Origin of the sequence: Fictibacillus marinisediminis (assembly GCF_023149135.1) — a bacterium.
Taxonomy (GTDB): Bacteria; Bacillota; Bacilli; order Bacillales; family Fictibacillaceae; genus Fictibacillus_C; species Fictibacillus_C marinisediminis.
This window is the reverse complement of sequence record NZ_JAIWJX010000002.1, coordinates 3,042,059-3,064,498: the sequence shown is the minus strand read 5'-3', so window position 1 is coordinate 3,064,498 and position 22,440 is coordinate 3,042,059. Positions and strand designations below refer to the sequence as shown.

The 22,440-nt window shown below is 44.4% G+C and carries 23 protein-coding genes, 1 riboswitch and 1 other annotated feature; of the genes, 10 read left to right on the top strand and 13 right to left on the bottom strand.

What is annotated here, in order from left to right; all coding sequences use genetic code 11:
* Positions 1-17: 17 nt before the first annotated feature.
* On the bottom strand, positions 18-797 hold the full coding sequence (locus LCY76_RS16265) for an ABC transporter ATP-binding protein (RefSeq protein ID WP_248253485.1): 780 nt from the start codon (positions 795-797) through the stop codon (positions 18-20).
* 27 nt (positions 798-824) lie between these two features.
* The gene (locus LCY76_RS16260) at positions 825-1,814 is read right to left on the bottom strand and encodes an ABC transporter substrate-binding protein (RefSeq protein ID WP_248254702.1); all 990 of its coding nucleotides are present in this window, start codon (positions 1,812-1,814) and stop codon (positions 825-827) included.
* Between the two features lie 145 nt (positions 1,815-1,959).
* Here LCY76_RS16260 and LCY76_RS16255 point away from each other — a divergent pair, with 145 nt between their 5' ends.
* Entirely contained in the window at positions 1,960-2,760 is an 801-nt protein-coding gene (locus LCY76_RS16255; RefSeq protein WP_248254701.1) for an alpha/beta hydrolase family protein, read from the top strand.
* Here LCY76_RS16255 and LCY76_RS16250 read toward each other — a convergent pair.
* The 3 genes from LCY76_RS16250 to pckA form a co-directional block, all read right to left on the bottom strand.
* On the bottom strand, positions 2,749-3,390 hold the full coding sequence (locus tag LCY76_RS16250) for a TetR/AcrR family transcriptional regulator (protein WP_248253484.1): 642 nt from the start codon (positions 3,388-3,390) through the stop codon (positions 2,749-2,751). The two genes, LCY76_RS16255 and LCY76_RS16250, sit on opposite strands and share 12 nt — an antisense overlap.
* The gene (locus LCY76_RS16245) at positions 3,344-4,618 is read right to left on the bottom strand and encodes an MFS transporter (RefSeq protein WP_248253483.1); all 1,275 of its coding nucleotides are present in this window, start codon (positions 4,616-4,618) and stop codon (positions 3,344-3,346) included. Before LCY76_RS16245 ends, LCY76_RS16250 begins: the two co-directional genes overlap by 47 nt.
* 136 nt (positions 4,619-4,754) lie before the next feature.
* Complete coding sequence (gene pckA, locus LCY76_RS16240; RefSeq protein ID WP_248253482.1) at positions 4,755-6,338, bottom strand: phosphoenolpyruvate carboxykinase (ATP); 1,584 nt, start codon at positions 6,336-6,338, stop codon at positions 4,755-4,757.
* Between the two features lie 282 nt (positions 6,339-6,620).
* A riboswitch (SAM riboswitch) is annotated at positions 6,621-6,752 on the top strand.
* 180 nt (positions 6,753-6,932) lie between these two features.
* On the opposite strand from pckA, the gene metK reads away from it, so the two are divergent.
* Positions 6,933-8,132 carry a methionine adenosyltransferase gene (gene metK, locus LCY76_RS16235; protein ID WP_248253481.1) on the top strand — a complete coding sequence of 400 codons (1,200 nt, stop codon included), beginning with the start codon at positions 6,933-6,935 and terminating at the stop codon, positions 8,130-8,132.
* Between the two features lie 297 nt (positions 8,133-8,429).
* Here metK and LCY76_RS16230 read toward each other — a convergent pair whose 3' ends face one another.
* The 5 genes from LCY76_RS16230 to LCY76_RS16210 all read right to left on the bottom strand — a co-directional run bounded on the left by LCY76_RS16230 (position 8,430) and on the right by LCY76_RS16210 (position 10,395).
* Positions 8,430-8,600 (bottom strand): hypothetical protein, encoded by a 171-nt coding sequence (locus tag LCY76_RS16230; protein WP_248253480.1) that lies wholly within the window; start codon positions 8,598-8,600, stop codon positions 8,430-8,432.
* 17 nt (positions 8,601-8,617) lie between these two features.
* Complete coding sequence (locus tag LCY76_RS16225; protein ID WP_248253479.1) at positions 8,618-9,169, bottom strand: phosphatase PAP2 family protein; 552 nt, start codon at positions 9,167-9,169, stop codon at positions 8,618-8,620.
* Between the two features lie 149 nt (positions 9,170-9,318).
* Positions 9,319-9,888, bottom strand: coding sequence for a manganese catalase family protein (locus LCY76_RS16220; RefSeq protein ID WP_248253478.1), 570 nt, complete (start codon positions 9,886-9,888; stop codon positions 9,319-9,321).
* 24 nt (positions 9,889-9,912) lie between these two features.
* Complete coding sequence (locus LCY76_RS16215; protein WP_248253477.1) at positions 9,913-10,176, bottom strand: spore coat protein CotJB; 264 nt, start codon at positions 10,174-10,176, stop codon at positions 9,913-9,915.
* Positions 10,177-10,182: 6 nt separating this feature from the next.
* A complete protein-coding gene (locus LCY76_RS16210) occupies positions 10,183-10,395 on the bottom strand; it encodes a spore coat associated protein CotJA (protein WP_248253476.1) in 213 nt (70 codons plus the stop codon).
* Between the two features lie 173 nt (positions 10,396-10,568).
* Between LCY76_RS16210 and LCY76_RS16205 the strand changes: the two genes are divergently transcribed.
* On the top strand, positions 10,569-10,970 hold the full coding sequence (locus LCY76_RS16205; RefSeq protein ID WP_248253475.1) for a VOC family protein: 402 nt from the start codon (positions 10,569-10,571) through the stop codon (positions 10,968-10,970).
* Here the strand turns inward: LCY76_RS16205 and LCY76_RS16200 are convergent.
* Positions 10,943-11,461, bottom strand: coding sequence for a gamma carbonic anhydrase (locus LCY76_RS16200; RefSeq protein ID WP_248253474.1), 519 nt, complete (start codon positions 11,459-11,461; stop codon positions 10,943-10,945). The two genes, LCY76_RS16205 and LCY76_RS16200, sit on opposite strands and share 28 nt — an antisense overlap.
* Positions 11,462-11,573: 112 nt before the next feature.
* Here LCY76_RS16200 and LCY76_RS16195 point away from each other — a divergent pair, with 112 nt between their 5' ends.
* Both LCY76_RS16195 and LCY76_RS16190 read left to right on the top strand, forming a co-directional pair.
* Positions 11,574-12,353, top strand: a complete 780-nt coding sequence (locus LCY76_RS16195) for an alpha/beta hydrolase (protein ID WP_248253473.1) — start codon at positions 11,574-11,576, stop codon at positions 12,351-12,353.
* A gap of 31 nt (positions 12,354-12,384) precedes the next feature.
* Positions 12,385-13,449, top strand: a complete 1,065-nt coding sequence (locus LCY76_RS16190) for a tetraprenyl-beta-curcumene synthase family protein (protein WP_248253472.1) — start codon at positions 12,385-12,387, stop codon at positions 13,447-13,449.
* A gap of 39 nt (positions 13,450-13,488) precedes the next feature.
* Here the strand turns inward: LCY76_RS16190 and mnmM are convergent, their stop codons facing one another.
* Complete coding sequence (mnmM, locus tag LCY76_RS16185; protein WP_248253471.1) at positions 13,489-14,061, bottom strand: tRNA 5-(aminomethyl)-2-thiouridylate-methyltransferase MnmM; 573 nt, start codon at positions 14,059-14,061, stop codon at positions 13,489-13,491.
* Positions 14,058-15,020 (bottom strand): tRNA modification radical SAM protein MnmL/YtqA, encoded by a 963-nt coding sequence (mnmL, locus tag LCY76_RS16180; protein WP_248253470.1) that lies wholly within the window; start codon positions 15,018-15,020, stop codon positions 14,058-14,060. The genes mnmM and mnmL overlap by 4 nt, the downstream gene beginning before the upstream one ends.
* 244 nt (positions 15,021-15,264) lie before the next feature.
* Between mnmL and LCY76_RS16175 the strand changes: the two genes are divergently transcribed.
* The 5 genes from LCY76_RS16175 to LCY76_RS16155 all read left to right on the top strand — a co-directional run bounded on the left by LCY76_RS16175 (position 15,265) and on the right by LCY76_RS16155 (position 22,351).
* Positions 15,265-16,458, top strand: a complete 1,194-nt coding sequence (locus tag LCY76_RS16175) for an MDR family MFS transporter (RefSeq protein WP_248253469.1) — start codon at positions 15,265-15,267, stop codon at positions 16,456-16,458.
* A 13-nt stretch (positions 16,459-16,471) separates the two neighbouring features.
* Positions 16,472-17,149, top strand: a complete 678-nt coding sequence (locus LCY76_RS16170; RefSeq protein WP_062233662.1) for a site-2 protease family protein — start codon at positions 16,472-16,474, stop codon at positions 17,147-17,149.
* Positions 17,150-17,229: 80 nt separating this feature from the next.
* Positions 17,230-17,466: a binding site (T-box leader), on the top strand.
* An 80-nt stretch (positions 17,467-17,546) separates the two neighbouring features.
* Complete coding sequence (gene leuS / locus LCY76_RS16165) at positions 17,547-19,964, top strand: leucine--tRNA ligase (RefSeq protein ID WP_248253468.1); 2,418 nt, start codon at positions 17,547-17,549, stop codon at positions 19,962-19,964.
* Positions 19,965-19,991: 27 nt separating this feature from the next.
* On the top strand, positions 19,992-20,300 hold the full coding sequence (locus tag LCY76_RS16160) for a rhodanese-like domain-containing protein (RefSeq protein WP_248253467.1): 309 nt from the start codon (positions 19,992-19,994) through the stop codon (positions 20,298-20,300).
* Positions 20,301-20,449: 149 nt separating this feature from the next.
* Positions 20,450-22,351, top strand: a complete 1,902-nt coding sequence (locus LCY76_RS16155; RefSeq protein WP_248253466.1) for a putative bifunctional diguanylate cyclase/phosphodiesterase — start codon at positions 20,450-20,452, stop codon at positions 22,349-22,351.
* Positions 22,352-22,440 lie beyond the last annotated feature (89 nt).

The following is a 22,440-nucleotide window of genomic DNA, read 5'->3' as shown; positions in this document are numbered from 1 at the left end:
AGTAGTCGGAGTGGGCTTTATTCAGTATCGTTTTGCTCAATTTGCTCCAGCTCCTCCCAAATTTGTTGAAACATGACCGCGTATTCCGGATGCTGGCGAGCTTCGAACGGCAGGCGCTTACGCAGATGGCCGGATACAGGAAACGTCCGGAAGATACGGCCGGGTTTCGTGGAAAACAAGATAATACGGTCGCTCATGGCGATCGCTTCACCGATATCGTGAGTGACAAGAATGGCGGTTTTGCCATGTTCATTGAGTGTAGAGGATACCAGGTCTTCCAGCTTAAGCTTAGTCTGGAAGTCTAGTGCTGAGAAAGGTTCATCCAGCAAAAGGATCTGGGGATTGGTCGCCAGTGTCCTCACTAAAGCGACGCGCTGCCTCATCCCGCCGGATAATTCGCTCGGATACTTGTCGAGTGTATCGTACAGTCCAATTTCCTTCATAAGAGAAAATGTATAGTGTAGTCGTTCTTCAGTAAGGCAATGCTGAAGCTTCAGCCCCAGCATGATATTATCCTTGATGGTTTTCCAAGGAAACAAGTAATCTTGCTGCAGCATATAACCGATCTTGGGATGAGGTTCTTTAATGATCTGATTTCTTAGTGTAACGGTTCCTGCTGTGGGCTTAAGAAGTCCCGAGATGATGGATAGCAGTGTTGATTTTCCGCATCCGCTCGGTCCAAGAAAAGAAACAAACTCTCCCTCGGATACAGAGAGAGTGATGTCCTCCAGTGCAGTCGTGGCCGTATGCTTGGAAAAGTAGGTTTGACCAACCGATTTTAATTGTAAGAAGGCCACTGTGATCCCTCCATTACTATTTAAGGTTTATTTCGTTGCATCACGGGAAAAAGTGGTGTTAACCAGTTTGTTGTAATCAGCTTTCTTTGGAAGTTCTCCCGCTTCTTTCATAACAGCTTGCAGGTTGCTCCATGCTCCTTCTTCAAGGATCGGATTGACCGCATAGCTGTGCTGTCCTTTATAGCGGTCGACTACCTTTTCGATGAGATCAACCGATGTATCTTCAAAATACGGAGCAATGAGAGTGGCGGTTTCTTTTGCAGAATGTGTTTCAACATACAGCTGGGCTTTATAGAGGGCCTTCGTAAAGCGTTTCAGTACATCTCCGTGTTTTTTTATATAGCTTTGTTTTGACATGTAAGAAGTATAGGGAAGCTTGCCGGATTCTTCACCAAATGACGCAACAACATGGCCGATGCCCTTCTGTTCAAAAAGACTGGCTTGGGGCTCGAACAGCTGTACATAGTCGCCGGTTCCTGAGGCGAAGGCGTTAGCGATATTCGCAAAATCGATGTTCTGGATCAGCTTCACATCTTTATGAGGGTCAATGCCGTGCTTCTTCAAACTGAACTCGCCGGCCATCTGCGGCATTCCGCCTTTTCTCTGTCCGAGAAAGGTACTGCCTTTTAACTGATCCCATGAAAAATAGTTTGGCTTTTTCCTTGCGACCAAAAAGGTTCCGTCCGTTTGAGTCAGCTGTGCAAAGTTGATGACCGGATCACTGGAGCCTTGGGCATCAACGTAAATGGAAGTTTCAGAGCCTACGAGGGCAATATCAGCTCCGTTAGACAGCAGGGTCGTCATCGTTTTATCGCCGCCCCACGTGGTTTTTAAATCGATATCAATCCCCTCATCTTTAAAGAACCCTTTTTCTATAGCAACATATTGGGGAGCATAGAAAATGGAGCGGGTCACTTCGGCAATTCTTACTTTATCGCGTTTTTGCTTTTCGGAGTTATCAGATGAGCATGCCGACAATAGCAGACAGGCAGTGAGAAGTAGTGTTAAGCAGAGCATGATATGAGCTTTTATCCGTTTCAAGCGGTGTGCCTCCTTTATGTTCGAATGAAGTTTTGCATTTCATGTAATACTTTATGTGAGTTGAAAAATTGTGTGTTGGCCTAATGAAAAAAAGGAGGAATGCGTGTTGTTAGGAAGCAGCCTGATCACTCATGCACAACGATTTCCATCACCGCATCCACAGATTACGTTATTCAAGATTACATATAAGAGTGAAGGATTAACCGTAAAAGGGCTGTTAGCTATCCCTGAACATCAGACAAAGCATCTTCCTGGATTTTTATATTTACGGGGAGGGATTAAAAAAGTAGGGATGGTACGGATTCCGAGAATCATCCAGCTTGCTTCACAGGGGTTTGTTGTGATGGCTCCGTTTTATCGGGGAAATGAAGGGGGAGAGGGACGAGAAGATTTCTGCGGGGAAGACCGGTGTGATGCATTTCATGCGTTTGAGGTGCTCCGTTCACTGCCTTCTGTTGATCAGGATCAGCTTCATATCTTTGGGTTTTCCAGAGGCGGTCCAATGGCGTTTTTTACAGCGTTAAAGTTTCCTGAAGCCCGCTCACTCGTCATATGGGGAGGCGTTTCTGACATGACCCTTACCTATGAAGAACGAGTAGACCTCCGCAAAATGATGAAAAGGGTCATCGGCGGATCACCTGCTAAAAATCCGGAGGGGTATAGGACACGTTCACCTGTATATTTCTGCGAAGAACTTAACGTTCCGCTCTTATTAATCCATGGAAGCCGTGATGAAAATGTTGGAATCAAGCATTCTATAATGCTGAAAGAATGCCTGGAGCCAAAGAAAAACGTAGAAACCTGGTTCTACCCGCAATATACTCATCATTTTCCGCCGCAGGAAAACCGGAAAATAACCTATGCTTTTTGTGAGTGGATGAAAACGCAAAACAAAGAAAAGCCGGAGCTGTCACCTTTGTGACAAGTCCGGCTTTTGTACGTTGAGCATCATTTTTAAAGTGGATTCAAAAAGATCCATCTGTTTTCCGGTACGCATGAGGCCATGGGTCAGACTAATCGCTGAAATGGCTAACCCATCAAGAAAGCTAATCATGAACCGGCTAATATCATCAACGGGGGCAATCGGTTTAAACTCACCGGCGTCCACACCCCTTTGGATTAGCACGCTAAAAATACCGGCAGCACCTTCGTATCGTTTTTCGATGTAATCTCTGTTTTCCGGTTTTCGCCAATGCGTAATTCCGTACTCAACGATTGCCGCACTAAAAAGATTTTCCGTATCTTCGTATTCAGCCTTTCTGTAGTCATCCAATATGGTAAGGAGAGTTTTCCAAACGGATCCATTATTCTTTTGAAGGAGCTCATCCAGCTCCGTGCGGTTATCCTCCATCATTTGTTCCAATAGAGAAAGAAAGATGTGCTCTTTGTTTGAGAAGTAGGCATAGATCCCGCCCCTGCTAATGGATGTGGCATCCATGATGTCTTTAATAGAGGCAGCTTCATAGCCTTTTTGGGCAAACACTTTTTTAGATGCCATTAAAATTTCACGCTGTCGTTGTTCCTTGTGCTCGTGAGGCACTTTCGGTGACATACTGATCGCTCCGTTCAATCGATTTTCGTAAAAACAATGCCGCTATGCTTATTGTAACAAGTCCAGCGCCAGAAACAATAAATACGGAGATCACTCCGAATTGATTTCCAGCCAATCCGCCAGTCACCGGGCCTATAAGTGTCGCTAGCATTATAATGCTTCCCGTCAGGCCAAATACTCTTCCTGTCATATGAACGGGTGTTAGTCTCTGAACGGCTGTATTGAAAGGGATGAAGATTAAACCTGCACCTGAGGCAGCTAAGAAGGTTAGCGAAGGAGCCCAGATAAATGGGTGGGGAAGCTGGAGAGAAGCCAGATATCCCATGATCATAAAACCGCCTCCAAGCGAGAAGATACCGATCGTCATTGCCAGCCATGGAGATCTGATCTGCCATTTTGTCAAACATAAGCCGGTTACGAGAAAGCCAACTCCTGAGCAAGTGACCACTAAACCTACCAATGCCGGGCTGCCCGTCTCGAGTAATCGGATCAGAACGGAAAACTGGGCATCCGCCATCTGCAAGATCAACATGGAAACAAACATGAGACCAGTGCCAAACAAAATAAAGCGTACGGTTTTTATATATTGAAAGCCTTCTTTTAAATCTGATATAACAGATCCTTTTGTGCGTTTTTCTTTTTCGTGAAGCGGTTTAACACCTGGAAGCACGAACAGCAGCAAAGCGGACAAGAGAAAGCTGGCTGAATCAAGAATAAAAACGCTGCTGATTCCAGCCGTGGTTACTAAAAATCCACTGATGGCAGGACCGATAATCTTCGTCGCGTCCTGAATGACAGAGCTGATCGAAGCAGCCTGCTGCATATCGTCATCGGACACGATTTCTTTCAGCATGCCGCTTTTGGCGGGAATAAAGAGAGAGGAGAAGATTCCCAGAAGAATGAGCAGAATGTACACATGCCAAGACACAGATGCAACGATCAAACCAAGAATAATGATACAGCGAAAAAAATCAGAACAGACCATGATGGTTTTACGGTTCATGCGATCGGCGATCACGCCAGCAACCGGTCCAAGAACCGTCATGGGGAGTCCAAGTGAAATAATGACAAATGACATCTCCAGCGGTGAGGCGTTCCATTTAAAAGCCATCAATGAAAAAATAGCCATGATGCTAAGCCAGTCACCAAGATTGGAAATGACCTGTGCCGACATTAAAAACATAAAAGATTTGTTCTGACTTAATGTATTACCTGCTTTCTTTTCCATGAGATCACTCCTCAGAATTAAAATGACACTTATGTCGTTATTATAAGCGACATAAGTGTCGATTTCAACCTTTTTATGGAAAATAAAAACCGCTTCGGCTGGGAAGCGGTTTTAGATGGGTTTTAGTTGATGCTAGTTAGCAAAGCGGTCCTGCACTTTTAATTTCTGCTGGCACATTGTTGAATTTTTCGAAGTTTTCCTTGAACTTACCTGCAAGTTCTTTTGCTTTGCGGTCGTAATCTTCCGGGTTCTCCCAAGTCTTTTTCGGCTGAAGTACTTGATCAGGAACACCTGGGCAATGTACTGGAGTATGCAGTCCAAAAATAGGGTCGGTTACCGTCTCTACAGATTTTAATTCCCCTTGAAGGGCAGCCTGAACCATGGCTCTTGTGTAGGAAAGGTTCATGCGCTTGCCGACACCATATTCTCCGCCTGACCATCCGGTATTCACCAGGTATACTTCTACTTCATGATGATCGATTTTTTCTCCAAGCATTTCGGCATATACAGTTGCTTCCAATGGAAGGAACGGCGCACCGAAGCATGTTGAGAAGGTCGCTTGAGGAGAAGTGATTCCTCGTTCTGTTCCGGCGAGTTTGCTCGTGTAGCCGGAAAGGAAATGATACATAGCCTGTTCTTTTGTCAGTTTGCTGATCGGAGGCAATACGCCGAATGCATCAGCTGTCAGGAAGATGATCGTGTTCGGATGACCAGCAACACTTGGCTGGATAATATTCGGGATCGCCTGAATTGGATAGGCAGCCCTAGTATTTTCAGTCAACGTACCGTCGTTATAATCACCTACGCGTGTTTCATGGTCAAGAACGACATTTTCGAGAACGCTTCCAAAACGGATTGCATTCCAGATCTGCGGTTCTTTTTCTTCAGAGAGGTTGATGCATTTTGCATAGCAGCCGCCCTCAATATTAAACACACCAGTATTAGCCCAGCCATGTTCGTCGTCACCGATCAATGAACGATGCGGATCAGCAGAGAGCGTAGTTTTCCCGGTACCGGATAATCCGAAGAACAGAGCTACATCGCCTTCCTGCCCGACATTTGCGGAGCAATGCATAGAAAGGATCCCTTTTTCAGGAAGAATGTAGTTCATGACTGAGAAGATAGACTTTTTAATTTCTCCTGCATATTCAGTTCCTCCGATCAATACGATACGCTTCTCAAATGATATAATAATAAAGGTTTCAGAATTGGTCCCGTCTACAGCAGGATCTGCTTGAAATCCAGGTGCAGATACCACGGTGAATCCCGCTTCGATTCCTTTTAGTTCTTCAGCAGTCGGACGGATGAACATTTGGTGGGCAAACAGGTTATGCCAAGCGAATTCATTAATCACCTGAATAGGCATCCTGTACGCGTGGTCGGCACCAGCAAATCCTTTGAATACAAACAATTCCTCTTTTTGTCCTAAGTAATGAAGTACTTTTTTATAGAGCTGTTCAAATTTCTCTTCGTTAAAGGGCTTATTGATTTTGCCCCAGTTTATTTTATCTTGTGTGCTAGCTTCATCCACGATGAATTTGTCTTCAGGAGAACGTCCAGTATATTTTCCAGTAGTGGCCCTGAGAGCACCGGTTGAAGATAAAATGCCTTCATTTCGGAGCAGCGCCTTTTCAACAAGCATAGGTACAGGTAGATTTTCATGAGTAGCAGCGCTGGATAGAATGTCATCTAAAGTCGTCGTTAAATCAACCGTATTCATGTTCGCAAAACCATCCTTTTAAGAAATATATTTATCATTAATATCGTAAGTAAATTCGAAATTAGTATAACACATTGGAACAAATAATGTATACTATTTTATTTAACAAATTGTAAATTGGTTCATAAATCAGGCTCTTTGTTTTTAAAAGCTTAATCTTTCATATATAATAGGTACTAATTCCGTTTGAAGGATCGCCTATTCTCCCGCTGGAGCGGGAAAGTATAGCTTTTCAAGTTGACAGGTTTGTCGAACTGCGCTATTATATTTCGGGAACGGCTACTCTTATTCCGAGTAGGTGGAGGGACAGGCCCTATGAAACCCAGCAACCGACACTTCATCATCACTATGCACCTTGTGCAGTGAAGTGAAAAGGTGCTAACCTGCAAGGTGAAAAAACCTTGAAAATAAGAGGTGAAGGCGTAGACATAAGACCTTTTCCCTCGTGTATTTTAGGTCCAGGGAAAGGCTTTTTTTATGTCTAAGAACAGTTTGAACCTGAATATTTTACAAAACAAAGTATCCATATAGGAATGAGTACCGTATCTTATAAAAAAATTGCTCTATGCTTTCAATAGAGAAGGAGGATCTCAATTGTCTAAAAGTCGTCGTCTTTTTACATCTGAATCAGTTACGGAAGGGCATCCGGATAAAATTTGTGACCAAATTTCCGATGCGATCCTGGATGAAATCCTTGCAAACGACCCGAACGCACGTGTCGCTTGTGAAACATCCGTAACGACAGGCCTTGTGCTTGTTGCTGGTGAAATCACCACTTCTACTTATGTTGATATTCCAAAAGTCGTTCGCGAAACGATTAAAGAAATCGGCTATGACCGTGCAAAATACGGTTTCGATTCTGAAACATGCGCAGTTCTTACATCCATTGATGAGCAGTCTGCGGATATTGCGATGGGTGTTGACCAAGCGCTTGAAGCTCGTGAAGGCTCAATGACTGATGAAGAAATCGAAGCGATCGGTGCTGGTGACCAAGGTCTTATGTTTGGTTATGCCAACAATGAAACACCTGAGCTTATGCCACTTCCGATCTCTTTGGCACACCGCCTGTCCCGCCGATTGGCTGAAGTGCGTAAAACCGAAGAAGTTCCTTACCTTCGTCCGGATGGTAAAACTCAAGTAACGGTGGAATATGATGAGGATGACAAACCGGTTCGTATCGATACGATTGTTATCTCCACTCAGCACCATCCGGAAATTACACTTGAGCAAATTCAAGCCGACATTAAAGAACAAGTCATCAAGCCTGTTGTACCTGCAGAATTGATTGACGAAAAGACAAAATACTTCATCAATCCGACTGGCCGTTTCGTTATCGGCGGCCCACAAGGTGATGCTGGATTAACTGGCCGTAAGATCATAGTTGATACGTATGGCGGATATGCTCGCCACGGTGGTGGAGCATTCTCCGGTAAAGATGCAACTAAAGTTGACCGTTCTGCAGCGTACGCCGCTCGTTACGTAGCGAAAAACATCGTTGCTTCCGGACTTGCTGACAAAGTAGAAGTTCAGCTTGCATATGCAATCGGTGTAGCACAGCCTGTATCGATCGCAGTTAACACATTCGAAACAGGAAAAGTTTCTGAAGAAGTATTGGTTGATCTTGTGCGCCAAAACTTCGACCTTCGTCCTGCGGGAATCATTAAAATGCTTGACCTTCGCCGTCCGATCTACAAACAGACAGCGGCATACGGACACTTTGGCCGTACAGACGTTGAGCTTCCTTGGGAAAAAACAGATAAAGCAGAAGCACTTAAAGATCAAGCAAACGCGTAATATTAAGAAAAACCGGCCTTTGGGCCGGTTTTTCTTAGTTTTTAGTCGTTTGTTAAGGTTTTGGTTTAGCGAATGGGTAGGGGAAAAGCTTGAATAAGCGTCATAATTGGAAGTTTTTTAACTCATTAAGTGTGGAGAACTAACTTTATTAAATGATTTTAAGTTTTTATTTTCAAATTTTTTGTTTTATGTTCAAAAAACTAATTTTATGTTCAAAAAATCAAATTTATGTTCAAAAACGGAACTTTTATTTTCAATTTGTTAAAGCGCGACACATTTCGACTGTTTTTGACTTGTTTATTTTTGAAAGGTGCCTGGCACCTTTTCAATTAAATCTGGAGGTTTATGCACAAAGGTTTTCATGAATACAGGAAGCTTGAAGATTGCTGCTAGGTCGATTCTTGGTTTGAGATTCGGACTGATTTCTTGCACAATCATCAAACGGTTTTCCTGTGGTGCTTTTTTCATGAAACCCCTCCTAAATTTTATAAAAAGTAAGGAACGAGATAAACGTTGAGTAAAAACACGGAAAAGATTCCTGAGCTGATCCCGAGGATCATACCGGCGAGCACGTCGGTTGGGTAATGAAGGCCTAGATACATACGCGAGATGCCAACAGACAATCCGAGCGGAAGCAGTAAGGTAAGCAATCCGGGATGGATGAAAGCGAGCGGGATGATGACCGAAAAGATCGCGGTCGTATGCCCTGAAGGGAAAGAATGGTCTTTCAGCGGATTACTGAAGGTCTTAGTACCCGGGATCATCAGATAAGGGCGTTTCCGGGGATAGCATTTCTTTGAAATCGCAACAGGAATATGGCTGAGAATAAGAGACAGGATTCCTGCAGCAGCAAATTTCTTCAGATCTGCAGGAATGGTAAGCAGGAGAAGCAGTGTAGTTAGAATGGTGCACGTTGCTCCGCCAATGTGTGTGATCACATTGAAATACTTATCCAGCAAACGGTGCTGCAGTCTGCCGTTCACCCATTTAAACACATCACATTCCTTTTCATAGATCCAGCCGGTTACTCTTGCCATGGAAGTCCTCCTTGCTTGATAACGATTTCCCTTTCAGATTACAAGAGGTTTATTGCCGCTGTTTAAAGGCAGTGTGAAGAAATTGTAAATAAATGAAAAAAACCGCCTGGATGAATTCAAGCGGTTTGCAGCTTCCGGTATAAATGAGGTTAAAAGAAAACCTTCTGATCACGCTCTTCTTTTAGAATTTCAACAGCTTCACGGAACCGCATAGAGTGGATGATCTCCCTTTCCCTCAAAAACCTCAGCCCGTCATTGAGGTCTGGATCATCCGACATGTCGATCAGCCATTGATACGTAGCACGTGCTTTTTCCTCTGCTGCAATGTCTTCGTACAGGTCAGCGATCGGATCTCCTTTGGCTTGAATATAAGCTGTAGTAAATGGCACACCGTCTGCATTATGATAAAAGAGCGCGCTGTCATGATTGGCATAGTGGGTATCGAGCCCTGCATCCTTCATCTGCTGGGGAGTGGCATCCTTTGTCAATTTATAGATCATCGTGGCAATCATCTCAAGATGGGCAAACTCCTCTGTTCCTATGTCGGTGAGCAAGCCGATGACCTTGTCAGGGATCGTATACCGCTGATTCAAATACCGTAATGCAGCAGCAAGCTCACCGTCTGCCCCCCCATATTGTTCAACCAAAAACTTAGCCAGCATCGGATTGCATGTGCTGACTTTAACGGGATATTGCAGCTTTTTTTCATAAATCCACATAGTTGCCCTCCCATGCTTTTACTTTTATACCTGCCACGGCCAAGGGCCTTTGTTCCAATCCCAGGGAGCACCTGAATAACTGTTTCCGTATTGCTGCATCGGCCCATATTTTGACTCAATGGCTTTCTTCAATTTTTTGCGTTCCTGGGCGTAATGATTGAACTGATGAATGCTGGCTGTGTCATTTGGATGGGTATCTAAATACAGGGTTAATTCAACAAGCACAAAATCAACCGCCTGTAATTCCTCGAGGAGCTGATAATACTCAGCTGGAAGGCCTGTTTCCATTCCTGATCAACTCCTTCTTTCATAAGGATTTTCATAGTAATCATAAAATGCCGGCCAAAGCGTTCCTTTTTTTAATGCTTCCTGTGGTGAGAACTGCGGCAGGTTATAGGGCTGGAATGTCATATATAAGTGAGGAGGAGTAGAATAATACTTTCTTCCGATCGGCTGGCATGGATCGAACCTGCTATGGAAAGGAACATAGGATTTTACATGTTTCAAAGGATTTCACCTCCGACAATCGTACTTTTACTAAATTATTTTCTAACGGTGGCGATTATGTGGATTTTATCAGGATAGAGCCTACAATTTAAATAAGAAAACATCTTATGGTATGATTTATCAAGAAAAGAAAAGTGATGAACGGAAAATAAAGAGGAAAGAAAGGGGAAGCCATGTACGAAGGAGTCCATCATGTCTCACTAGTAGTTACTGATTTGAAAAAAGCACTTTATTTTTATGAGGGAATCTTGGGTTTTTCAGCGAGCAAAGAGCGGCCTCAATTCGGCTTTCCAGGTGTTTGGTACGATTTTGGGGCAACACAGCTTCATTTGATCACAAACGTAAAAGGCAAGGCTTTGAGAGGAACAGATGAATTGGATAGCAGGGATGGCCATTTTGCCATCCGTGTTACAGATATTCCGAGACTGTTAAAAAAGCTGGACCACCATCAAATACCTTATTTAAATAAGCCGGATAATAAAACACCGTGGCATCAGGTTTATGTCAGTGATCCAGATGGAAATTTAATAGAATTTAACGGAGAGCGTCAGTCTGTTTCTGAAAGTGATTTATAATATTGCCCTTTTTCTTGGTATTCGCGGCGGATCCTGTCCATGTCGGCAATATCTTCTGCGTTCAGTTCCCGGATCACTTTGGCAGGACGGCCGAATGCAAGGGTGTTCGGCGGAATCTTTTTGCCCGGAGGTACGAGGCTGCCGGCTCCGATAAACGCTCCTTCACCGATTTCAGCGCCGTCAAGTACAAGAGATCCCATGCCGATCAGTGCGTTTTTTCGAATGATGCTGCTATGTAAGATCACGCTGTGCCCCACGGTTACTCCGTCTTCCAGAATAAGAGGCCGATTAGGGCTCTGGTGAAGAACAGAATTATCCTGAACATTGACGCTATTACCGATAATGGTAGGAGAAACATCTCCGCGTATCGACGAGTTAAACCAAATAGAGCTGTATTCACCGATCGTAACATCGCCTGTAATGGTTACATAATCCGCAATATAGGCAGTCTCTGAGATAACCGGGTGTTTGCCATTGTAAGGGTAGATCAAAATATCACATCCTATTTCGTATAAAATAATAAAAACAAAGCGCTTCAGCTTTTCAACCTATTCTATCAAATGAAAGTTTAATTGAAAATTATTTCGAGAAGGGGATGGGGTTATGTGGAAGTGGGAAACTAAGGACGAAGCTAAGGGTGTCGTCATTATGGTCCATGGCGCTGGAGAATACCATGGGCGCTATGAATGGGTGATTCAGCAATTTAATCTGGCTGGCTTTCACGTCCTGATGGGAGATCTTCCAGGACAGGGGACGACGACTCGCCGCAGGGGGCACATCGACTCGTTTGATGAATACATCACGGCCATTGAGACGTGGATTGGTGAAGCTGCTCACTACTACCTGCCCGTATTTCTCTTCGGCCACAGCATGGGCGGGCTTGCTTCGATCCGTGCGGTTACGGAAAGATCCTTTAATATCAAGGGCATCATTCTTTCGTCTCCATGTCTCGGACTCGCGAGCCAGCCGTCGAAGGGAATTGACACCTTGTCAAAAGTATTGAATAAAGTGGCGCCATCTGTTAAATTTGCTGCAAACATTGAACCTGTAAATAAAACAAGGAATGAGCAGGTATTGCTCCGGGATTCAACGGACACCCTTCTTGTAGACCGTGTATCTGTCAGATGGTACCGGGAGCTTGTGAATGCAATGAAGATGGCCAATACACATACCGGCCGGTTTCCAAACATTCCGCTGCTCGTCATTCAGGCAGGAGATGACCGGATCGTGGACAAACTGGCTGTCCGTGACTGGTTTAACCAGTTAGAACTGCACGACAAAATGTACAAAGAATATCCCGGACTGTATCATGAAGTACTGAATGAACCGGAAAGGGACGACGTGTTTAAATTTATTAAATCCTATTTGAATCTGCATTTTTGATTTTTTGATAATTGCTAGGGGTGGGAATTGAATGAGTGTACCGAATCAACCATGGGCATTAATGTATCGCATCTATCGCAATGTTCTGCCCGATGTTTCTCTCTTTCTTGAACAATGGCGTGAAAAAGCAGAATTGATTCCGAACGAAGAACTTAGAAAACAAGCATTGATGAGCATTGATACGAAGGAATTTCACTGCCAGGGAGGAGCGATTCTGGCCCTCCTGGCCGGAGATCAAAGAAAAAGAGTGATCGAATTTGTAGTGGCTTATCAGACGATCAGCGACTATCTGGATAATCTTTGTGACAGAAGCACATCGCTGGACCCGCTGGATTTTGAGGCTCTTCACGAATCCATGATTCATGCGCTTACACCGGGTGCAGAACGCAAAAATTATTATCGCATGAGGGATGATCAGAATGACGGGGATTATTTATGGAGCCTTGTTCAAACCTGCCAGACCATTCTTAGTGAAATACCGCATTACGATTCAATCTCAGATTCATTGCTTGATTTGGCTCACTATTATTGTGATCTGCAAATACATAAGCACGTGGTCATTGAAGAAAGAGTTCCGCGGCTGCAGGCTTGGTTCAGCAGCCATAAAGATTCTATCCCAGCGATGAGCTGGTATGAGTTCTCAGCTTGTACAGGTTCAACGCTCGGTATTTTTTGCCTCGTTTCGTATGCATCACAGGAAAGCCTTACGAAGGAACAAGTGAAAGTCATTAAGAACGGCTACTTTCCGTGGGTGCAAGGCCTTCATATTCTGCTCGACTATTTTGTGGATCAGGAAGAAGATAAAGAGGGCGGCGACCTTAATTTTTGCTCTTATTACGAAAACGGCAATCAGCTTCTTGAGCGGTTTGGGCATTTCGTCCAGCAAGCGGATAACAGCATTGACCGCCTGCCAGACCGCAAGTTTCATAAATTGATCAACCGTGGTCTATTAGGCATCTATCTGGCTGACCAAAAAGTCGACCGCCATCCGGGAATTAAAAAGACGGCAGGAAAAATCATGAGAATGGGCGGAAGCTATACTCTCTTTTTCTATATGAACCGAAGACTAATGCAAAGAGTAAGACCTTCCATCTAAAAAAGGAGCGGAAACTGCTGCGGCAGATTCCACTCCTTTTTATCTTTTCTCAATGGCGACAATAAAGGGAGGATCGTTCTTTTGGTTGATGAATCCGTACTGCAGGACATGAGCCATTTGCTGATCGAGGCCCTGAGCATATTCCATAACTGCGTCTCTTTCCGTTTTTCCTTCCGGGTGTCCGTGGTAGATCACCAATACAGCAAGGCCTCCCGGCGCCAGCAGATCAAAAAGCTGGTTAATGGCTTCGATGGTGGATTCACTCTGAGTTACAATTTCTTTATCTCCGCCAGGCAAATAGCCGAGATTAAAAACAGCACAGGCTATTTTTCCGTGAAACGAATCTGGGATATATGATTTCATATGATGATGTCCGGTGTTAAAAAGCGTTACATTATTTTCGGCCTCATGCTCCAGCAGACGTTTTCTAGTGTTTACAATCGCCTCTTCTTGTATATCAAAACCAAAAACATTGCCCTCTCTTCCGACGAGGCGGGAAAGGAATAATGTGTCATGGCCATTTCCGCATGTGGCGTCAATGACAGCACTGCCTTTTAGAACCGCACTTTCCAGCAATGTCCGTGCAAACGGAAGTATACCCTGGATCTTCATAGTGGTTGTACCGTTTCCTTTTTATAAAATTTCCCTTGAAAGCTGTCCCTGCGTTCCATTTCGGATTCAATGGCATTCAGTACTTTCCACTTGTTCATGCTCCACATCGGCCCAATCAGCAGATCAGGCGGTCCGTCACCAGTGAGACGGTGGATCATCATGTCAGGGGAAAGGATTTCGAGCTGGTCGCAAACGAGCCCGACATACGTATCAAAATCTAAAAATTCCAGCATTCCCTGGTCATATTGCTTTACCATCGGCGTTTTTTTCAACAAGTGCAGCAGATGGATCTTTATGCCCTGCACATCGAGCTTGGCGACTTCTTTCGCGGTCTCCATCATCATTTCAGGTGTTTCCAGGGGAAGCCCGTTAATAATGTGGGAGCATACACGAATATTATGCTTACGGAGCTTATTAACGCCATCAACATACGTTTGATAATCGTGTGCACGGTTAATAAGCAGAGCTGTCCGTTCATGGACCGTTTGCAGACCAAGCTCCACCCATAGATAGGTCCGTTCGTTCAGATCAGCGAGATATTCAACTGCATCATCAGGGAGACAATCCGGGCGGGTCGCGATCGCAAGGCCTACTACACCTTCCTGTTCCAAGACCGTCTCAAACATTTCGCGAAGTTTTTCAACCGGTGCGTATGTGTTGGAGAAGGCTTGAAAATACCCGAGATATTTCCCCTTTTTCCATTTGAGGTGCATGCGTTCTTTAACGGTGTTGAACTGGGTAATCAAGTCATCCCGCCGGTCTCCGGCAAAATCACCGGACCCGCTCTGAGAACAGAACGTACAGCCGCCATAAGCAGCTTTCCCGTCACGATTCGGGCAGTCAAACCCGCCATCCAGCGGAATCTTAATAATCTTCTCATTAAAATGGCTCCGCAGATGCTGATTCCATGTATAAAAACGTTTATCGCCATAATGGGCGGGAATAATCGATTGAGACATTGTGTCACTCCTTAGTTAGAAAAGCTGAAAGGGCCGTTTTGAGCTGAAATCCCGCATTCGGGCGCCTGAGCTATACCCAAGCCCCTTCTTACACACTACAAGCCATTTTAGCACGGGGGGAGCAAATCTCCAACAGGAAGAAAATGAGTGATTTTATGGGAAAAGGCGTATCTGCGGATTGTCACCGGGCATAAAAAGCTCTACAATACTTAGGGGTATTTCTTTCTTGTTAGGGGGGCTTTGATTGCCTAGACCGCTTTGGCTGCTGGTGATTGGAATGGTCCTGAATGTTACGGGAGCATCGTTTTTGTGGCCGGTGAATACCATTTATATCCATGAGCATCTTCACAAGTCATTGACAGTCGCCGGCATCGTGCTCATGTGTAACTCAGGAGCGGGGGTTCTCGGGAATCTTGCCGGGGGTATTGTGTTTGACCGTCTTGGGGGATACAGAGCCATACTCACTGGTGTATCTGTCACATTGGCAGCCCTGATTATGCTTGTTTTTTATCATGATTTTATGTTCTACGCTTCTCTCCTGGCTGTCATCGGTTTTGGCATGGGTATTACTTTTCCATCGATGTACGCGATGGCGGGAACCGTTTGGAAAGAAGGAGGAAGAAAAGCGTTTAACGCCATCTATGTCGCTCAGAACGTCGGTGTTGCTGCCGGTGCGGCATGCGGTGGGCTTGTCGCTTCCTATTCCTTTCAATGGTCTTTTGTCGGTAACGCATTGCTTTGTGCGCTGTTTTTCCTGCTCGTTCTGTTCGGGTATAAGGGTATCAGCAATAAAGCTTCCGAAATTGCACCAGAAACGATTTTAACGCAAGATTCTAAGATTAAGAACAAAACCATCTTTACCGGGCTTCTGATTTTGTGCGGCGGTTACTTGCTGGCCTGGATCAGCTATGTGCAATGGCAATCGACCATTGCCGTTTTTACGCAGGAGGCGGGGATAAGCCTGAAGCTTTACAGTCTGCTTTGGACAGTTAACGGAGCATTGATCGTATTGCTGCAGCCCGTGCTGGCCTACATATTAAAACACTGGATTACTTCAACAAAAACTCAAATTCTCGTAGGCTATCTTATTTTTATCGTTTCATTTGTAACGGTCAGCCGTGCCGAAGCATTCTCAGGTTTTATGGGAGCCATGGTCATTTTGACGATAGGTGAAATGTTCGTCTGGCCGGGTGTGCCGTCCATCGCCAATGATCTGGCTCCGGCAGGAAGGGTAGGTTTTTATCAGGGAATCGTCAACAGTACGGCAACGGCCGGGCGGATGATCGGCCCGTCTTTTGGCGGAATTCTTGCAGATGTGTGGGGAATGAAGTCTGTTTTCGGCGTGATTTTTGTTTTGTTTATGATCAGTATTGTGCTTACTCAAATCTATGACCGGAAGATTGCTGTTGGAGGCCTTTCACAGAAAAAGACAGGTTAGATAGGAGAGCTGAATGGAAAACTTCTTGGCTTTTAACTTACAAGAGATGCCTTTTGTCATTATTTCATTGGTTATTGCGTTTACGGTTCATGAATTTGCTCATGCTTATGCAGCGTATCTGTGCGGTGATTCTACGGCTAAAGACCAGGGCCGATTGACGCTTTCACCTGTTGCCCATCTTGATCCGATCGGTACGATCCTTTTATTGATCGCCGGTTTTGGCTGGGCTCGGCCAGTGCCTGTGGACCGCAGGAATTTTAAACGTCCTCATTTATATAGCATTCTCGTATCAATCGCGGGACCTCTGAGCAATATTTTAATTGCAATAATAGGAGTTATCATCTTTTATGCCCTCTTTTCAACCGGTGTAGTGGACAGTGTGCCGGAAAAGGGAGTCGACTTTATCGACAAGATGATCAACATGCTCGTTTATTTGAATGTTCTGCTGTTTGTGTTTAATTTATTGCCGATCCCGCCTTTGGATGGCTATCGTGTATTGGAAGACTTGGCACCTAACCGAATCAGGGCCAAGATGATTCAATATGAACATATTGGTGTGATCATTTTTTTGATCCTTATCATTACGCCGCTGGACAGATATACCATCTATCCGATTTTTAATACAATTGTTCCTTATGTGGCGAACTTGGTGGACAGCTTGATCCGGCCATTCTTTGAATCTGGTATATAACTAGGAAAAAAGGGCTAAGCTGAGTAGCAAGCAGACTTGACATTTGACGTTTGAATTCATACAATACAAGTTAAATATGGTAAATTACGATGATAAGGATCAGTAAAAAAGCAGAAGGATATAGAGAGTTGACGGACGGTGCAAGTCAACCCTGAACCTTTTTGAACTCACCTTGTAGTTGCAAAAGTGAAAAGAAAGCTTTAGCTTTTGCCGTACACCCGCGTTAAGGGACCAATGAGCGAGCGTGTTCTTTTGCGCTAATGTGGGTGGTACCGCGGCAGGTTATGATGACATAAACACAACCTTTCGTCCCTGAATGATTTAGGGGCGGAAGGTTTTTTATTTTGCCTTTAATTTGCTAAAGGATGAATGTAAGTGACAGGGAGGAAGAGAAAATATGCATTACGATCACAAAAAGATTGAGCCGAAATGGCAGCAGTACTGGGAAAAGAATAAAACGTTCAAAACGGAAGAGGAATACTCCAAGAAGAAATTCTATGCACTGGATATGTTTCCTTACCCGTCTGGAGCCGGTCTTCACGTAGGACATCCGGAAGGTTACACAGCAACGGACATCCTTTCCCGAATGAAACGCATGCAGGATTATAACGTGCTACACCCAATGGGATGGGATGCGTTCGGTCTTCCGGCTGAGCAATATGCGCTTGATACCGGTAATGACCCTGCCGAGTTTACTGAAAAGAACATCAATACATTCCGCCGCCAGATCAAAGAGCTAGGCTTCTCTTATGACTGGGACCGTGAAGTAAACACAACTGATCCGGAATACTACAAATGGACACAGTGGATTTTCATCCAGCTGTATAAAAAAGGATTGGCCTATGTTGATGAAGTGCCTGTTAACTGGTGTGAAGCGCTTGGCACAGTACTTGCCAATGAAGAAGTCATCGACGGCAAGAGCGAGCGGGGCGGCCATCCCGTCGTCCGTAAGCCGATGAGACAGTGGATGCTGAAAATTACGGCTTATGCGGACCGTTTGCTTGAAGATTTGGAAGAGCTGGATTGGCCTGAAAGCTTGAAAGAGATGCAAAGAAACTGGATCGGCCGTTCAGAAGGTGCGGAAGTTCATTTTGGAATTGACGGACATGACAAACAGGTAACGGTGTTTACGACTCGTCCGGATACGCTTTTTGGGGCGACGTACCTTGTCCTTGCTCCTGAGCACTCTTATGTGAATGAAATTACAACAGAAGAGCAGAGTGAAGCAGTAGAACAATATAAGAATGATGTAGCAACCAAATCCGATCTTGAGCGTACAGAGCTGGCCAAAGAAAAAACCGGTGTGTTCACAGGCGCATATGCCGTTAATCCGGTAAACGGCAAGAAGGTGCCAATCTGGATCGCTGATTATGTACTTGCCACCTATGGTACAGGTGCGATCATGGCCGTTCCTGGGCATGATGAGCGTGACCATGAATTTGCTGTGAAATTTGACCTTCCGATTATCGAAGTCGTAGAAGGCGGAGACGTACAGACAGCTGCCTACGCAGGAGACGGCAAACATGTTAATTCAGATTTCTTGAACGGTCTTGAAAAAGAAGAAGCCATTGAGAAAATGAACAGCTGGCTTGTAGAGAATCACAAGGGTGAAAAGAAAATCACTTTCCGTTTGCGTGACTGGCTGTTCTCCCGCCAGCGTTATTGGGGAGAACCAATCCCGATCATCCTTTGGGAAGATGGAACAATGACACACGTCCCAGAAGAAGAGCTTCCGCTGCGCTTGCCAATCGTCAAAGAGATCAAGCCGTCCGGCACAGGTGAATCCCCTTTAGCTAACGTAGAAGACTGGGTGAATGTCGTTGATCCGGAAACCGGCTTGAAAGGACGCCGTGAAACGAATACCATGCCGCAATGGGCAGGAAGCTGCTGGTACTATCTAAGGTACATCGATCCTAAAAACAGTGAAGCTTTGGCAGATCCAGAGAAAATCAAGCACTGGCTGCCGGTGGACATCTATATCGGCGGTGCAGAGCATGCGGTACTTCACTTGCTGTACGCGCGATTCTGGCATAAGGTTCTTTACGATCTAGGCGTAGTTTCCACAAAAGAGCCGTTTCAGCGGTTGTTCAACCAGGGAATGATTCTTGGTGAAAACAATGAAAAAATGAGTAAATCCAAAGGCAATGTGGTTAACCCGGATGAAATCGTAGCTTCCCACGGAGCAGATACTCTGCGTATGTATGAAATGTTCATGGGACCGCTAGATGCATCCATCGCATGGAGTACGACCGGCTTGGATGGATCCCGCAGATTCCTTGACCGTGTATGGCGTCTGCTTGTTGCAGATAACGGTGAGCTTAACACGTCCATTCAAGATCAGCATGGTACAGATTCCTTTGAACGTGTATATCATCAAACGGTGAAAAAGATCACCGAAGATTTTGAGGGGCTTCGCTTTAACACAGGAATCTCTCAATTGATGGTATTCGTTAACGAAGCCAATAAGCAAAACGTACTTCCTAAGTATGCTGCTGAAGGGTTTGTGAAGCTGCTTTCCCCGATCGCTCCGCATATTGCTGAGGAGTTATGGGAAAAGCTAGGGCACAGCGGGTCTATCGCATACGAAGCTTGGCCGGTGTGGGACGAAGCGAAACTAGTGGAAAAAGAAGTGGAAATCGTTGTACAGATCAACGGTAAAGTAAAAGCCAAGCTTAGCGTACCGGCTGATATAACGAGAGAAGACATGGAGCAGGCAGCGATGGATAGCGATGCGGTCCAAAGCAGCATCGAAGGCAAAACGGTACGTAAAGTGATTGCGGTTCCTGGCAAGCTCGTGAACATCGTAGCCAATTAATAAAAGACTTTGACAGAGGTGAATATAATGGAAGATCAAATCAAAACGATCACTCCCGAAGAAGTAAAAAGCAAGCTGAAAAAGGGTGAAACAATTTCTCTCATTGATGTTCGTGAGGATGAAGAAGTCGCTGAAGGAAAAATTTCCGAGGCGAAGCATATCAAAATGATGGAAGTTCCAAATCGTTTAGACGAGATCAACAAAGACGAGGAGCATATCCTCATCTGCCGCTCAGGAAAAAGAAGCGAGAATGTAGCTCATTTTTTACAGGAAAACGGTTATAAAGTGAAGAACATGGTTGGCGGTATGATGGCCTATGGCAAGGATTCAGAATAACTTTAGTTAAGACATAAAAGAACCGGCTGCTATTGAGCAGCCGGTTTTTTTCATGCAGTTTTACTTTTTACATAAATTACCTTTATTTTTTCTTCAATAAACTTAACGAATGAGCCGATATAAGAATATAACGACTCTGGAGGATAGACATGCATAAACAAAACCTACACTATTTTTTCATACTTCTATTCGCAGCCCGCATGTTTATTGAACAAACTGGCTATTTGCAAAACAATCTGGCTGACCTTTTATTTGATGCAGTGTTTGCTCTTATTCTCATATTTATGTATTTCCGGGTTGCTAACAAACATAAGCAGAACAGCGCTTTTCTTGAAAAAGAAATTGAAGAGCACAAGTCCACGATGGATGAGCTTAGAAAAAGCCGGGAAAGGCTTCAGGATATTTTTGATACGATTGATGTTGCCATCTGGTCACATAATCTTAAACAGAACAAACTGATGATCACCCCGGGAATTGAAAAACTTTATGGATACAGCTTGGATACGTTCATTCAAGATGTTGAGCTTTGGAAGAAAGTCATTCATCCTGAAGATTATCCAATCATTGAAAAGAGAGCGAAGAAGATAGCACGCGGAGAAACGGTGACCAGCGAGTACCGTATTACGAGGCCAAACGGAGAAATACGATGGATCCAGGACCGTGGGATTCCAATCCTTGACGAATCTGGTGAACTGGTTGACTTCAGTTCAATTCTTTATGATATCACCAACCGAAAACAAGCAGAGAGCACGATTGACCACATGGCTTATCATGATGATTTGACTGGATTACCGAACAGGCACAGGTTTCAGGAAGTGCTGGAACAGAAAATGTTTGAAGCAGACATCAGCAAAAGCAGGATCGCTGTGATGTTTGTTGATTTAGACCGTTTCAAAATAATAAATGATACGCTCGGCCACCGCTTTGGTGACTTATTGCTTCAACAGGTTTCCTTTCAGCTGAAAAATCTTGTCCGCCCTACGGACCACGTGTTTCGCCGAGGCGGAGATGAATTTATTCTATTGATTGAAAATACGGACGAAGCGGAAGTGAAACAGCTTTCTTTGCGTATTTTGAATCAGTTTAAAAAGCCCATCCTGATCAGAGGTCATGAGATTTTCACTACGCTTAGCCTTGGTATCTCCTTTTATCCGGGACATGGACTTGATGTGGACGAACTCATCAAAAATGCTGACACTGCCATGTACGATGCAAAAGAAAAAGGTAGGGATAATTATCAATTTTTCAATGCTTCTCTTAACGAATCAATGAGGGTGAAGATGCATCTGGAGAATGGCCTTCGCAAAGCCGTTCATCGTCAAGAGTTTACCCTTTGTTACCAGCCCTTAATTTACCTGCCGACGGGGCGGATAATTGGTACAGAGGCGTTAATCCGCTGGGAACACCCGGAATTCGGCAACATTCCGCCATCTGATTTTATTCCGGTGGCTGAAGATACAGGGCTGATCATTCCCATTGGTGATTGGGTGATAGAAGAAGCATGCCGGCAAAATAAAGTTTGGCAGAACGAAGGGCATGAAAAACTGAGCATCGCTGTGAATATTTCGGTGAAACAGCTGGAGGATCCGGGGTTTCCTGACAGGATAAAAAAGATTCTTGCTTCTTTTGATATGGACCCTTCTTTTCTTGAACTGGAGATCACAGAAGGGATGATGCAAGACTTTGATTCTTCCATTCCTAATATCAAAAGACTGAAAGATCTAGGTTTGAAAATATCCATCGATGATTTTGGAACCGGCTATTCCTCATTAAGCTACTTAAAGGTACTTCCGATCGACACTTTGAAAATCGATAAATCATTTTTGGATGATAGCCTCGAAAGCTTTCGGGGGCAAGCGCTTGTCAAAACGATTATTGATATGGGAATCAACTTACAGTTTAATGTGATCGCAGAGGGTATAGAAGATCGGATGCAGGTGGAATTTCTGCTTTCTCAAGGCTGTTTGATCGGGCAAGGATATTTTTACAGCGAGCCGTTATCTCCGACAAAATGCGAAGAATTCTTCCAGAAACACTTATCACCAAGGTGAATATAAGATAAATTTCATTTTTCCTTGTCGACAAAACGGAGATCACTCTTCAAAACTAGTGGAGTTTTTACAAAGGATTCGACTTAAGT

Excerpts from the sequence above, each read along its gene's own strand:
- mnmL (WP_248253470.1), bottom strand. The coding sequence starts at position 15,020 with ATGTCTCAATCGATTATTCCCGCCCATTATGGCGATAAACGTTTTTAT.
- mnmM (WP_248253471.1), bottom strand. The coding sequence starts at position 14,061 with ATGAAGATCCAGGGTATACTTCCGTTTGCACGGACATTGCTGGAAAGT.
- LCY76_RS16190 (WP_248253472.1), top strand. The coding sequence starts at position 12,385 with ATGAGTGTACCGAATCAACCATGGGCATTAATGTATCGCATCTATCGC.
- LCY76_RS16170 (WP_062233662.1), top strand. The coding sequence starts at position 16,472 with ATGGAAAACTTCTTGGCTTTTAACTTACAAGAGATGCCTTTTGTCATT.
- LCY76_RS16155 (WP_248253466.1), top strand. The coding sequence starts at position 20,450 with ATGCATAAACAAAACCTACACTATTTTTTCATACTTCTATTCGCAGCC.
- LCY76_RS16220 (WP_248253478.1), bottom strand. The coding sequence starts at position 9,888 with ATGTGGATTTATGAAAAAAAGCTGCAATATCCCGTTAAAGTCAGCACA.
- LCY76_RS16215 (WP_248253477.1), bottom strand. The coding sequence starts at position 10,176 with ATGGAAACAGGCCTTCCAGCTGAGTATTATCAGCTCCTCGAGGAATTA.
- LCY76_RS16160 (WP_248253467.1), top strand. The coding sequence starts at position 19,992 with ATGGAAGATCAAATCAAAACGATCACTCCCGAAGAAGTAAAAAGCAAG.
- LCY76_RS16225 (WP_248253479.1), bottom strand. The coding sequence starts at position 9,169 with ATGGCAAGAGTAACCGGCTGGATCTATGAAAAGGAATGTGATGTGTTT.
- LCY76_RS16205 (WP_248253475.1), top strand. The coding sequence starts at position 10,569 with ATGTACGAAGGAGTCCATCATGTCTCACTAGTAGTTACTGATTTGAAA.
- leuS (WP_248253468.1), top strand. The coding sequence starts at position 17,547 with ATGCATTACGATCACAAAAAGATTGAGCCGAAATGGCAGCAGTACTGG.
- LCY76_RS16195 (WP_248253473.1), top strand. The coding sequence starts at position 11,574 with ATGTGGAAGTGGGAAACTAAGGACGAAGCTAAGGGTGTCGTCATTATG.
- LCY76_RS16230 (WP_248253480.1), bottom strand. The coding sequence starts at position 8,600 with ATGAAAAAAGCACCACAGGAAAACCGTTTGATGATTGTGCAAGAAATC.
- LCY76_RS16260 (WP_248254702.1), bottom strand. The coding sequence starts at position 1,814 with ATGCTCTGCTTAACACTACTTCTCACTGCCTGTCTGCTATTGTCGGCA.
- pckA (WP_248253482.1), bottom strand. The coding sequence starts at position 6,338 with ATGAATACGGTTGATTTAACGACGACTTTAGATGACATTCTATCCAGC.
- LCY76_RS16245 (WP_248253483.1), bottom strand. The coding sequence starts at position 4,618 with ATGGAAAAGAAAGCAGGTAATACATTAAGTCAGAACAAATCTTTTATG.
- LCY76_RS16250 (WP_248253484.1), bottom strand. The coding sequence starts at position 3,390 with ATGTCACCGAAAGTGCCTCACGAGCACAAGGAACAACGACAGCGTGAA.